The organism is Devosia sp. Leaf64 (assembly GCF_001421945.1).
Taxonomy (GTDB): domain Bacteria; phylum Pseudomonadota; class Alphaproteobacteria; order Rhizobiales; family Devosiaceae; genus Devosia.
Map to the genome: position 1 here is coordinate 747668 of NZ_LMLO01000021.1, position 12409 is coordinate 760076.

Annotated in this window: 10 protein-coding genes and 1 tRNA gene; 5 read left to right on the forward strand and 6 right to left on the reverse strand. The window is 61.5% G+C overall.

Annotation, left to right across the window (positions count from 1 at the left end; all coding sequences use genetic code 11):
• Positions 1–8: 8 nt before the first annotated feature.
• Positions 9–2714 (reverse strand): ribonuclease E/G, encoded by a 2706-nt coding sequence (locus tag ASE94_RS16645; RefSeq protein ID WP_062631384.1) that lies wholly within the window; start codon positions 2712–2714, stop codon positions 9–11.
• The gene (locus tag ASE94_RS21165; RefSeq protein ID WP_156463935.1) at positions 2644–3042 is read right to left on the reverse strand and encodes a hypothetical protein; all 399 of its coding nucleotides are present in this window, start codon (positions 3040–3042) and stop codon (positions 2644–2646) included. The genes ASE94_RS16645 and ASE94_RS21165 overlap by 71 nt, the downstream gene beginning before the upstream one ends.
• 284 nt (positions 3043–3326) lie before the next feature.
• On the opposite strand from ASE94_RS21165, the gene ASE94_RS16650 reads away from it, so the two are divergent.
• Positions 3327–4556 carry an N-acetylmuramoyl-L-alanine amidase gene (locus ASE94_RS16650; RefSeq protein ID WP_162236109.1) on the forward strand — a complete coding sequence of 410 codons (1230 nt, stop codon included), beginning with the start codon at positions 3327–3329 and terminating at the stop codon, positions 4554–4556.
• A 99-nt stretch (positions 4557–4655) separates the two neighbouring features.
• A complete protein-coding gene (locus ASE94_RS16655; RefSeq protein ID WP_082461257.1) occupies positions 4656–7127 on the forward strand; it encodes a penicillin-binding protein 1A in 2472 nt (823 codons plus the stop codon).
• Positions 7128–7162: 35 nt separating this feature from the next.
• Here ASE94_RS16655 and ASE94_RS21030 read toward each other — a convergent pair whose 3' ends face one another.
• Positions 7163–7363 (reverse strand): hypothetical protein, encoded by a 201-nt coding sequence (locus tag ASE94_RS21030; RefSeq protein WP_156352177.1) that lies wholly within the window; start codon positions 7361–7363, stop codon positions 7163–7165.
• A gap of 136 nt (positions 7364–7499) precedes the next feature.
• Between ASE94_RS21030 and ASE94_RS16660 the strand changes: the two genes are divergently transcribed.
• Positions 7500–7772: a hypothetical protein gene (locus tag ASE94_RS16660; protein WP_061906769.1), complete on the forward strand. Its 273-nt coding sequence runs from the start codon at positions 7500–7502 to the stop codon at positions 7770–7772.
• Between the two features lie 31 nt (positions 7773–7803).
• Here ASE94_RS16660 and ASE94_RS16665 read toward each other — a convergent pair.
• Positions 7804–7887: transfer RNA gene (locus tag ASE94_RS16665), tRNA-Leu, on the reverse strand.
• Positions 7888–8203: 316 nt separating this feature from the next.
• Between ASE94_RS16665 and ASE94_RS16670 the strand changes: the two genes are divergently transcribed.
• Entirely contained in the window at positions 8204–9562 is a 1359-nt protein-coding gene (locus ASE94_RS16670) for an MATE family efflux transporter (protein WP_062631286.1), read from the forward strand.
• Positions 9563–9730: 168 nt separating this feature from the next.
• Here ASE94_RS16670 and ASE94_RS16675 read toward each other — a convergent pair whose 3' ends face one another.
• On the reverse strand, positions 9731–10003 hold the full coding sequence (locus ASE94_RS16675) for a hypothetical protein (protein ID WP_061906767.1): 273 nt from the start codon (positions 10001–10003) through the stop codon (positions 9731–9733).
• An 84-nt stretch (positions 10004–10087) separates the two neighbouring features.
• On the reverse strand, positions 10088–11656 hold the full coding sequence (locus ASE94_RS16680; protein WP_156352178.1) for a D-alanyl-D-alanine carboxypeptidase: 1569 nt from the start codon (positions 11654–11656) through the stop codon (positions 10088–10090).
• A 386-nt stretch (positions 11657–12042) separates the two neighbouring features.
• On the opposite strand from ASE94_RS16680, the gene clpS reads away from it, so the two are divergent.
• Positions 12043–12408 (forward strand): ATP-dependent Clp protease adapter ClpS, encoded by a 366-nt coding sequence (gene clpS, locus ASE94_RS16685; protein WP_062631386.1) that lies wholly within the window; start codon positions 12043–12045, stop codon positions 12406–12408.
• Position 12409: the final 1 nt, after the last annotated feature.

A 12409-nucleotide genomic window follows, 5' to 3' on the forward strand; every position in this document is an offset into this window, starting at 1 on the left:
CTCAAATCCTAGCCGAGACCCAGCCGGCGCTGCCACCAGCCGACTTTTTTCTTCTTATCCGGCTCGCCTTCGCTTTCGGCCTCTGCCGCTTCCGGCGTGTTAGCACTCGAGGAAACCACGACGCCCTCAGGCGGCAGTTCCTTCTTCTGGCGCTTCGGCCGGGTTTCGGTGGCTTCAGCAACCGTCTCGGTCACCGGTGCTTCGGCCTCAGCCGCGGCAGCGGCTGGCGCCTCGACCGCAGCAGGCGCCTCAGCGGCAACCGCTTCTTCTGCAACCGGCTCAGCCTTCTTGCGGGTCCGCGGCTTGCGCTTCGGCTTTTCCGCGGCTTCCTCGGCAACAGCGGCGGGTGCTTCTGCAACCACTTCTACCGGTGCTTCGGCATCTGTCGCCTTGGCCTTGCGGGTGCGCGGTTTGCGCTTCGGCTTTTCGGCCGGTGCCTCTTCCGCGGCTGGAGCCACGGCTTCCACTGCAGCGATAGCCTCTTCTGCACTGGCTTCTGCCGGTATGTCCTGCGCCAGCACCGTTTCGGCGATCTCGGCCTGCTCGGCTTCGCTCGTCAGCACGGAAGCCAGAACTTCCCCGCTATCGGCGCCATCGGTCGTGCCTTCGCCATCGCGACGGTTGCGACGGCCACCACGGCGGCCGCGGCGGCGGCGGCGACGCGGTTCGCCATCGGCGTCGAGGGCATTGGCGTCATCGCCACCTTCGCCTTCGCCGGCGTCTTCTTCCGAAGTCTCGGCATCGGCTTCCACGGCTTCGACTTCGCGGGCCTGCTGCGGCGGGCGTTCTTCGCCACGCTCGCCATTGCCACCACGACGGCGGCGACGACGGCGGCGACGGCCGTTGCCTTCACCCTCGCCATTGTCCTGGCGGGCTTCGACGGCTTCTTCTTCGTCCTCGGTCTCTTCTTCCTCGACCTCGACGTCGTCGTCCGCCTCGTCGATCACAGCGCTATCGACACGCACATGGCTTGCGACGCGCTGATCGACATAAGAGGAAACGCGATTTTCGCCCTTTTCGATCGAGAACTGATGGCCGGTCAGCTTGCTGTCGGCCGTGATCGTGATCGAAAGCGAATTGCGGGCTTCGAGCGCCGTCAGCGTGTCGCGCTTGAAGTTGAGGATATAGAGCGCCACGTCCGTCGGCACGCGCACATTGATCGACTGGCCCTGCTTGCGCAGCACGTGGTCTTCGATGTGACGCATGATCATCAGCGCCAGGCTTTCCGTCGAGCGCACGAGACCGGTACCGTCGCAGATCGGGCACCTGTGCGTCGAGCTTTCGACGACGCCGAACCGGATGCGCTGGCGGCTCATTTCCATGAGGCCAAAGTGCGAAATCCGGCCCACCTGGATGCGCGCGCGGTCGTCCTTCAATGCGTCCTTGAGCTTGCGTTCGACCGCACGGTTGGAGCGGTTCTCCATCATGTCGATGAAGTCGATGACGATAAGGCCGGCAAGGTCGCGCAGGCGCAACTGGCGAGCCACTTCGTCCGCCGCTTCCAGATTGGTCTGGAGCGCGGTGTCCTCGATATTGTGCTCCTTGGTGGAGCGGCCCGAATTGACGTCGATCGAAACCAGCGCTTCGGTCGGGTTGATGACGATATAGCCGCCCGAGGGCAGGGTGACCGTCGGCGAGAACATCGAATCGAGCTGCGCTTCGATGCCATATTTCGAGAACAGCGGCTGATCGTCCTTGTAGAGCACGACATTCTTGGCGTGGCTCGGCATGATCATGCGCATGAAGTCTTTGGCTTCGCGGAAGGCGTCATCGCCCGCCACGAACACTTCGTCGATGTCCTTGTTATAGAGATCGCGAATGGTCCGCTTGATCAGCGAGCCTTCCTCGTAAACGAGGCAGGGCGCCTGGCTCTGCAGCGTCAGCGTGCGCACGCTTTCCCAGAGGCGCATCAGATATTCGAAATCGCGCTTCACTTCGGCCTTGGTGCGCGTCGCGCCTGCGGTGCGCAGGATGACACCCATGCCCTGTGGCACTTCCAGGTCCGAGGTGATTTCCTTGAGGCGCTTGCGATCAGCCGCATTGGTAATCTTGCGCGAAATGCCACCACCGCGTGCAGTGTTCGGCATCAGCACGGAATAGCGACCGGCGAGCGAAAGGTAGGTCGTAAGAGCCGCGCCCTTATTGCCGCGCTCTTCCTTGACCACCTGCACCAGCATCACCTGGCGGCGCTTGATCACTTCCTGGATCTTGTACTGATGGCGACGCTGCTGGCTACGCTGGCGACGCTCCGGCACTTCCTCGAGCGCATCTGCGCCACCAATCGATTCCACTGGCTCGCTATTAGCCGGTGCCTGCTCGATGTGGCTTTCTTCTTCGCCGTCGTGGTGCTCGGCCTCAGCCTCGGCCTCCGGTGCAGCTTCTGCAACGGGCGCGGCCTCTTCAGATTCGTCGTGGCTCTCGTCGTCGTGCTCTTCTTCAGCGAGCAGAGCTTCGCGATCGGCGACCGGGATCTGATAATAGTCGGGGTGGATTTCGCTGAAGGCGAGGAACCCATGGCGATTGCCGCCATACTCGACAAAAGCTGCCTGCAGGGACGGTTCGACGCGCGTCACCTTGGCGAGGTAGATATTGCCCCGCAATTGGCGGCGGGTCGCCGATTCAAAGTCGAATTCCTCGAGCCGATTACCGGCTGTAACGACGATCCGTGTTTCTTCCGGGTGGATGGCATCCACCAGCATTCTCTTGGTTGCCATAAAAAACTCCGCGCACCCGCGCGCCAAAAGCAGGCAGCCGGCGAACCAGATAACCAGGCTCGGCGCGTTGCGGGGCGAATGTGTTGAAAACAATCGGGCGCGAACCTCTCACGTTCTGCGCACCGGCAAATTCGGTCATGGCCGGGAGAAAGGGCGAAGCAAAACGGCAATCGTCTTTTTCGATCGCGTCGCGCTTTGTCCGCCTGCGGGCCATATGACCTCTTCCTATTGGGCAGTGAACCTGAAAACGGTCCGCCACCGTCCGATCCCATAGGAATCGAAATTCGTCATCGAAGGCGCTGAAAATCGCCGCTTTCAAACCGGTCATGTGCTTGTGTGGCACAAAGAGCCGGACGGGTTCCGCAGCGGCGCGACAAGACCTCCAAGGGTCGGTCGCTGGCGCTCGCGAAATACCTGCGCCTTCATCTAAGCGTGTAGGGGGCTTGCGCCAGATTAGCAACAGGAAACTCTAAAAGTGAGGATTATCGGGACTTTTGCGAGCGCCAGTTCTTTGCCTCTACTGCCAAATCATCGCATAAGCCGAACTTGCCGTAGAATCGCCCGAAGCGCATGAGACACGGCTTATCGCTACGTGTGAGGCTCAGTCTGGTTTTGATTTTAAGCGTCATTCGTTCGCTGCTTTTCGGCTTTCTTGCTGTCCTCGGCGCCGCTTTGCCGGCTCTCGCCCAGGATGCTGCCGCCCCCATAGGCCTGCCCAATGTCATCGATGCCCGCATCACCGTGGGCGAAGACCGCGCGCGCCTTGTCATCGATCTTGCCGCCAAGACCGAATTCTCCTTCGTATCCCTCACCGAGCCCGACCGCCTCGCGATCGACGTGCGCGCCGGGACCTTCTCCGTCCCAGAGCCAACCGGTGAGCCCACCGATACGACGATCATCTCCTCCTATGCGGTCGAACAGGCCGCCCCCGACCGCGTCCGCACGACCCTATTCCTCGCTGGCCCCGCCCAGGTGCAGCAGGCCTATGTTCTTGATCCCTTCGAAGACCAGCCCGCGCGCCTCGTCGTCGATATCATCCCCGCCGATGACGCAACCTTCGCCGCCAATGTCGAAAAAGACCGCGCCGCCTCGGCTGCCGTCGAGACCGCAGCGCAATCGACCCCCGCCGGTGGCTCCGAACTCCCCGTAGCGACAAAGCCCCTCGTCGTCATCGACCCCGGCCATGGCGGCATCGATAGCGGCGCGGAAGCCGCCAATGGCATCAAGGAAAAGGACATAGTCCTCGCCTTTTCCAAAAAGCTCCAACAATTGTTGATCGCCTCCGGTCGCTTCGATGTCGCCCTGACGCGCGAGGACGATACCTATCTCCGCCTCGAAGAGCGCGTCGAACTGGCGCGCACCAATAAGGCCGATATCTTTATCTCCATCCACGCCGATAGTTTTCAGCAGCCCGAAATCCGCGGCGCCAGCGTCTATACGCGCGATGAAAATGCCACCGACGTGCTCGATAAGGTTCTCGCCGATAACGAGAACAAGTCCGACGTCATCGCCGGCTTCGCCATGCCGCAAATGGCCCCCGAGGTTGTCGATATCCTCCTCGATCTCATGCGGCGCGAAATGCGCGTCCAGTCTTATGTGGCAGCTCAGGCCATTGTGCATCAGCTCGAGCCCAGCGTCGCCCTCCGCCGCTTCCCGGTGCGTCAGGCCGATTTCTTCGTACTCCAGGCACCCGACGTTCCGTCGGTCCTTATCGAACTCGGTTTTCTTTCCAATCTCGATGACATCACCAATTTGACCCAGTCCGATTGGCAGGACCGTACGGCAGAGGCCATCGCTCGCGGCATCTCAACTTATTTTGACAGCGTCGGGCCGGAGCAGTGAGCGACGGGATTCTTAGGCGCTTCGGCTTCTGCTATTGTTTTTTTACCGATGTGAATCGGGGCAGGGCGCCCCGTATTCGCGTCGTGAGGTATTTGATGCATGTTTAGACTACTCGGCTGGCTCTTCGGCTTCGGCATGTTCCTGGCGCTCGGCGGCGTTGCCGCAGCCGCGGTTTATCTCGCTACCGTCTCCGCGCAGCTTCCCGATTATACCGTTCTCAAGGATTACCAACCGCCAGTCACGACGCGCGTCCACGCCGCCGATGGTACGCTGCTCGCCGAATATGCCCGCGAACGCCGTCTGTTCCAGCCGATCGAGACTGTCCCGCCGCTGCTCGTCCACGCGTTCCTCTCGGCTGAAGACAAAGACTTCTATTCCCACAACGGCATTGCCATCGACGGCATCGTTCGCGCCATCCGCGACAATATCCTCGCGCGCGCCGAGGGCAATAATTCCATCCAGGGCGGTGGTTCGAGCATCACCCAGCAGGTAGCGAAGAACTTCCTGCTCACCTCTGAGCAGACCTGGGATCGAAAGATCCAGGAAGCCATCCTCGCCATCCGCATCGAGTCGACCTTCTCCAAGGACAAGATCCTCGAGCTCTACCTCAACGAAATCTTCCTCGGCCTCAATTCCTATGGCGTTGCCGCCGCCGCGCTCAACTATTTCGACAAGGCGCTCTATCAGCTCAATCTCAGCGAAGCCGCGTATATCGCCGCGCTCCCCAAGGGCCCGAACAATTACCATCCGTTCCGCCGCCCGCAGGCCGCCATCGAGCGTCGCAACTGGGTGATCGATCGCATGGTCGAAAATGGCTATGCGACGCCCGAGGAAGCCGAAGCCGCTAAGGCGGAACCACTCAACGTCATTCCCCGCGCCGCGGGCAGCCAGGTCTACGCCGCCGAATACTTCACCGAAGACGTGCGCCGCGAACTCGCCAAGCTTTATGGCGAAGACCAGCTCTATGGCGGGGGCCTTTCGGTCCGCACCACCCTCGAGCCGCGCCTTCAGGAATACGCACGCCGCGCACTGATGGATGGCTTGATCCAATATGACCACACCCGCGGCTTCCGCGGTCCCGTCGCCAGCATCGAGCTCGGCGAAGATTGGGGCCTCGATGTTGCAAAGGTAAAGCCGCTCAGCGACGTGCCCGAATGGCAGCTCGCCGTCGTCCTCGAAGTCGGCGGCAATCAGGCCCGCATCGGCCTCCGCCCGGAAAACGACGTCGATGGTGCCGTCACCCCGGCTCGCGTCGAGGGCACATTGGCCGGCCCCGATATCCGCTGGGTTTCCAAACCTGTTCAGGACATCCTCAAGGTCGGCGACGTCATCTATGTCTCGCAAGTCGCGGGCAAAGAGGGCGCCTATACACTCGAGCAGGTCCCCGAAGTTGAAGGCTCGCTCGTCGCCATGGATCCGCGCACCGGTCGCGTCCTTGCCATGGTCGGCGGCTTTTCCTTTGCCGAATCCCAGTTCAACCGCGCCACCCAGGCGCTCCGTCAGCCCGGCTCGTCGTTCAAGCCCATCGTCTACGCCGCCGCGCTCGACAATGGCTATACGCCCGCCTCTGTTATCCTCGACGCGCCCGTCGAAATCCGCAATGGCGACGGCTCCATCTGGCGCCCCGAAAACTATGCCCAGGAATTTTACGGTCCCCAGACCCTCCGCCGCGGTATCGAGCGCAGCCGAAACGTCATGACCGTGCGCCTCGCGCGCGACATCGGCATGCCGCTCATCGCCGATTACGCCCGGATGTTCGGCATCTATGACGATATGCAGCCCGTGCTCGCCATGTCGCTCGGCGCCGGCGAAACCACCAATATGCGCATGACTTCGGCCTATGCGACCATCGCCAATGGCGGCCGCAAGATCGTGCCCACCCTCATCGACCGCATCCAGGATCGCTACGGTCACACCGTCTATCGCCATGATGAACGTGTCTGCGAGGGCTGCACCGCCACCGATTGGCACAATCAGGGCGAGCCGCGCATCCTCGACAATCGCGATCAGGTCCTCGACCCGATGACCGCCTACCAGATCACCTCGATGATGGAAGGCGTCGTCCAGCGTGGCACCGGCACCGCCGCCCGTGCCCTCAATCGTCCCGTCGCCGGCAAAACCGGCACTACCAACGACTACAAGGACGCCTGGTTCGTCGGCTTCACCCCCGAACTCGCCGTCGGCATCTATATCGGCTACGACCAGCCCCGCTCGATGGGCAATTCGTCGACCGGCGGCGGCATGGCCGTGCCGATCTTCACCAATTTCATGGCAAAGGCCATGCAGGGTAAGCCGCCCACCCCATTCAACGTCCCGGCTGGCATGACCACCGCCTGGATCAATCCCAGCACCGGCGTCCAGGCTTATGAAGGCCAATCCGCCATCGAAGAAGCCTTCAAGCCCGGCACTGGCCCCAATCTGATGACCTCTGTTATCGGTGTCGATGTCCAAGGCTATGATGCGGCTGCCCGCCAGATGCAGATGCAGCAGCAATATGGCGGCGGCTACACCACCCAGCCGAGCGGCAATGGCCAGTATCTCGATCCGAGCCTGAGCGCCCCGGGATACTGACCACTCGTCATTCCCGTAAAAGCCGGAACCCCAACCTAGAGCGCTGGCTCATGGTCTGGAAACGGTGCTCGTTCCGGCGGCAAATCCGGGCCCGGCTCTGGGTTGTCGAAAGGCTCATCGGGGTCAGGCGCGGGAATATCGCTATCGGGATCCGGCAGTTCTGTCGGGTTGGAAATGGGCGGTACCGGCCCGGGATCGGGCAGTGTAGGGCTTGGTTCGAGCGGCGGAAAAGACATCGCATCCTCCATTGACGAAGATGCAACCGCCCTGGACAGCCAAGAGTTCGCCCGCTCCCGCCTTATTGATCCAGGGTAAGGCCTATAGATTACGTCCCGCCTTGCAACGGTCCCGATCTCTGCCCATTGTTACCGCATGACCATCAAGCACACCGTCGCCGCTGTCCTTTTGTTGAGCGCCTTTGCATCGCCCGCCTTCGCCGCATGCCCGGCGCCAACGGCGACTGAAGACACGCCTGAACATCTCGCGCAGCAGCGGGAGCGCCTTGTGTGCCTGCAGAATGAAATCGCCCGCACCTCTGAGGATCGCCAACGCGATTTTGAGATCGAGGCCATCGGGCGCAGCGTCGATCAGATCCAGCTTCAGCGCAAATTCGACGCGCTCAACTTCGAGCCACCAGAGCTCTAAGCAGTCAGCACATCATCGATTTCGGAAAAAGTGGTGCCCCCCGCCGGACTCGAACCGGCACGCCTCGCGGCGGAGGATTTTGAGTCCTCTGCGTCTACCATTCCGCCAGAGGGGCACGGGATGGGTTCCTAGCCCAGCCCATCGAATCTGGCAACAGGCCGCAGGCGATATTCCGCATCGGAAAACCGATCAGTTCCCCGATTGACCGTCCTTGCCGATGCGCCTAGAAATCGCACGTGTCATCGCCAAGCCTCCAGTGCCCGTCCAGCCTGCACCCAGTCTTTTGGGTGTGAATTGGTCCCTCCGGCTTTCTGATTCAGTCAGTCCGCCGTCCGAAGGGGCCTTTGCTGTGATGCTCGCCCTTGCCGATCTGCCTTACCGGCCCGGCAAAATGCGATAGAGCTAACCACCAGTTCCTCTGGAGTGCATTCATGAACCCCGATTCTACGCGCCCCTTGTGGCAGCGTTTCGCCATCTTCCTCCTGCCCCTCATGGCTTCGAATATTCTTCAGGCTCTGTCCGGCACCTTCAATTCCATCTTCATCGGTCAGATGATCGGCGTCGATGCGCTGGCGTCCCTCGCCACCTTCTTCCCGATTCTGTTCTTCCTCATCAGCTTCATCATCGGTCTCTCCGCCGGCTCGACCATTCTGATCGGCCAGGCTTGGGGCGCGCGCAATCTCGAACGGGTCAAGCAGGTCACCGGTACGACCCTGACGACGGCGTTCGTCCTTGGTCTCATCGTCGCCATCATCGGCAGCGTCTTTATCGAGAGCATCATGTCGGTCCTAGGCGCGCCCGACAACATCCGGGAAACCTCCATCGGCTACGGCCGCATCATGTTCCTCGGCATGCCCGGCTTCTTCGTCTTCCTCATCATCACCTCGATCCTGCGTGGGGTGGGGGATACGATCACCCCACTTTTCTCGCTGGTCCTTTCAATGATCGTCGGCGTCATCCTCACTCCCGCGCTCATCGAGGGCTGGTGGGGCCTGCCGCAGCTCGGCGTCAATTCTGCCGCCTGGGCCTTCATTGCCGGCTTCGTTGTCGTGCTGATCTTCCTGTTCTTCTATATGCGTGCCCGCAAGCTTCCCCTCGCGCCGGATGCCCAATTGCTCCGCGCGTTGAAGCCCGATTTCCAACTCCTGGGCCTCATTCTCAAGCTCGGCGTCCCTGCCGGCCTACAAATGGTCGTCGCCTCGGTGTCAGGCATCGTCGTTGTGGGCCTCGTCAATCGCTTTGGCTCCAATGCCACGGCGGCCTATGGCGCGCTCAACCAGGTGCTGAACTATGTGCAGTTCCCAGCCATGTCGATCGGCATCGCCACCTCGATCTTCGGCGCCCAGGCCATCGGCGCCAAGCGCAACGATCAGCTCGAAGCCATCACCCGCACGGCGTTACTGATGAACCTCATAATCACCGGCGGCCTCGTCCTCATCGCCTATCTCTTCAGTGAGCACCTGGTCGCGCTGTTCATCACCGATCCAAGCGTCATCGAACTGACCGAACATCTTCTCCGCATCGTCCTTTGGGCCATCATCCCCTTCGGCTTCGGCGTGGTGTTCTCCGGGATGATGCGCGCCAGCGGCATGGTCTATGCCCCTATGCTCCTCTCGCTCAGCGGTATCCTCTTCATCGAGCTTCCCGGCGCTATCTGGCTCAGCCAGACCAGCCTCGGCCTCTCCGGCATCTGGGTCGCCTACGCCACGAGCTTCACCGGCATGATGGTCCTCCAGGCCGCCTGGTACCATTTCGTGTGGAAGAAAAAGAAGATCGTGGCCCTGGTCTGAAGTGAGGAAACCCCATCCCGGCCGCCTCATCAAGGGGGGAGCGAGTTTGGGGCTAGATCACGTCACGACCACCGGCCAGACACCTCCCCATTGATGGGGGAGGCTGGGAGGGGGTGAACAGAGCCACCAGCCCATCACAAACAAAAAGGGCGCCCAAGGCGCCCTTTCTCATTTCTCGCCGAACTTCATCGACACCGCCCGTTTGCCCCCTGGGGCAAACACATCGATATCGATGCTGACCGGCTCCTGCACCATCCGGCGCGTCCGCGCCGATAGGGCCAGCACGACATTCATCAGTTCGCCCACCGAGCGCCGCTGCTTGGGCAGCAGTCGCTCCGTCATCCCCGATAGTGCCTTGTTCCGGGCTGTCATGTCCGGAGAGGCAAGGGGCGAGCGACCAATAAAATTGGCAAGCTCGATCAAGGCATTGCGTTCGCTCATTGGGCTACTCCAAACACAGGCACCAAACTGCTTACACAAGGTGCGGCAGGCGACAGGCCCGCCACATCGATACTTCGAGGGGCGTTAGCCCTGCATCGCCAGGCACGCCATGTCGGCGTCCTTGAGGCGGTTGCACATGGTCGTCGCGTCGTCGCGATCGCCGAAACCGACGAAGCGGGCACGATAGAAAATCTGGCCGTTCTTTTCGAAACGCTCGACATAGGAGCGGAAGTCACCAAGACCGCCGACCTTGGTCGCTGCAGTCGAGAGCATCGCCCGGGCGCTGTCTTCCGATGGGCCGGCGCCGATCTGGACGATCCAGGCACCGGCTTCAAGGCCCGCTGTCTGCACGCTGCCGCTCGTCAGGAGATCGACTGGCTGTTCGGCCGGCGCAGACCCGCCAACATTGGCTGGCGGCTCGAGCGGAGCCGAAGCGCGGGTCGAGCCCAGAGCGGATGGCGGCGCACCGAGATTATACGTGTCGCTCAACCACGCGCCGATAATGTCCTGGCTCGGATAGGCCGGTGTCGGCGCCTGTGTCGGTGCAGCGAGCACGGCCGCAGCCTGCACGGCGGCCTGCTGGTTCACGTCGGCCGGCACAGGCGCGGGCATCGGCACAGCGCTGGCCACAACAACCTGCGGCTGGCCGCCCTGTTGTGCACGCGCCAGTTCTGCGAGGCGGAAGCCGGGCAGGGGCATGGGCATCACGTAGACCGGCTGGGCGGGCTGTGCCACAGCAACCTGCACATTGGAATTGCCCTGGCGGCCGGGCTGCGGAACCATGGCCTGCGCCAGGTAGTCGCCACGACGGCCCTTGGGCAGGTAGGACGCGACGAGCTGGCGGACCTTTTCGTCGCGCGAACCGGCAGAGTTAAAGCCGAAGGCCACGACGACGATGTGACGATTGTCCTTGCGGGCCGCGGTCAGAAGGTTCGAGCCTGCAGCGTTGATATAGCCGGTCTTGATACCGTCGACCGCGCCCATATACCCGAGCACCCGATTATGGTTGCCATAGGTCTTGCCGTTGTAGCTGAAGGACTTGGTCTGGAAGAATTCGTAATATTGCGGAAAATGCTGATAGATCGCGATGCCGAGGATGGCCTGGTCGCGCACCGTGGTCACCTGGCCGCCATCGGGCAGGCCCGAGGCGTTGCGGTAGGTCGTGCTGCGCATACCCATGGCGCGGGCCGTCGCGGTCATGCGTTCGGCAAACTTGGATTCGCTACCCGAAATATGTTCGGCAATCACGCGGGCCATGTCATTGGCCGAAAGCGTCACCAGCGACTTGATCGCATCCTGTACGGCAATGGTCGAGCCGGCGCGGAGGCCAAGCTTGGTCGGCACGGCCGAAGCAGCGAACTTCGACACCGTCATCTTGGTGGAAAGGCTGAGATTGCCCGCCTGCAATTCCTGGAAGAGAATGTAGAGCGTCATCACCTTGGTGACGGAGGCGGGATAGCGCCGGCTGTCACCCTGCTCTTCGTAAAGCACCTCGCCCGATTTCGCGTCGACCACGATGCCGGCATATTTGCGCAGGTTTTCGATAGCGTGCGCCGGAGCCGCCAGCTGCAAGCTGAGGCCCAGGACAAGGGCGAACGCGGCGAAGGCGCGACAAAGGGAAACGCGCCAAGGGGTCATGGCCTGAGAGGTCAACCCTGAACTCCAACTTTACTCACCGGGCACAACACGCCCGTACGCAACTGAAACATGGTTTGCAGATCAGCGGCCCCCACCCCGATCGTGCTTCTCATGGGACCATAGGGCCCCGACGTTACGAATCCGTAAAATGCCAACGATTTCCGTTTCAGAGTCTCAATCCCGCCACTCGCCGTTTCCGTTTGCAGTCATTGCGGAAGGGTTTGTCGGAGTTAGGATAATGGCGCTCAACTTTTCGGGAACGTGAGCCCCTTAACAGCGGCGAGATTTTGCTTACATAATGGGCCGACCAGCTGCTTCGCTTTCCTCTGCGGTTACCCCAATCCAATATGACCACTACCACCACTCATCACCTGTCGAACCGTCCCGCCAAAGGCTTCAAGATGCCCCTCGGAAAGCTTGTGGCCGGCCCCAAGGATGATGATGGAGGTCGCAAGGGGGACGGCGATGGTGGCTTCGAGATTGGGACGGTTACCAAAACCCGCCCCAAGACCAAGCGGCCGAACCTCTATCGGGTTCTGCTGCTCAACGACGATTACACGCCGATGGAATTCGTCGTTCTGGTCTTGCAGGACGTCTTCAACAAATCACGTGAAGACGCCATGCAGATCATGCTGCACGTTCACCAGAAGGGGGTCGGTGAGTGCGGCGTATATCCTTACGAGGTCGCCGAGACCAAGGTGACCCGCGTTATGGATACGGCACGCAAGAACCAGCATCCGCTGCAATGCGTGATGGAAAAGCAATAGG

Bases quoted from the DNA above. Each gene is read 5' to 3' on its own strand.
- ASE94_RS16645 (WP_062631384.1), bottom strand. From the start codon at position 2,714: ATGGCAACCAAGAGAATGCTGGTGGATGCCATCCACCCGGAAGAAACA.
- ASE94_RS16660 (WP_061906769.1), top strand. From the start codon at position 7,500: ATGACCATCAAGCACACCGTCGCCGCTGTCCTTTTGTTGAGCGCCTTT.
- ASE94_RS21030 (WP_156352177.1), bottom strand. From the start codon at position 7,363: ATGTCTTTTCCGCCGCTCGAACCAAGCCCTACACTGCCCGATCCCGGG.
- clpS (WP_062631386.1), top strand. From the start codon at position 12,043: ATGCCCCTCGGAAAGCTTGTGGCCGGCCCCAAGGATGATGATGGAGGT.
- ASE94_RS21165 (WP_156463935.1), bottom strand. From the start codon at position 3,042: ATGACCGGTTTGAAAGCGGCGATTTTCAGCGCCTTCGATGACGAATTT.
- ASE94_RS16670 (WP_062631286.1), top strand. From the start codon at position 8,204: ATGAACCCCGATTCTACGCGCCCCTTGTGGCAGCGTTTCGCCATCTTC.
- ASE94_RS16675 (WP_061906767.1), bottom strand. From the start codon at position 10,003: ATGAGCGAACGCAATGCCTTGATCGAGCTTGCCAATTTTATTGGTCGC.
- ASE94_RS16655 (WP_082461257.1), top strand. From the start codon at position 4,656: ATGTTTAGACTACTCGGCTGGCTCTTCGGCTTCGGCATGTTCCTGGCG.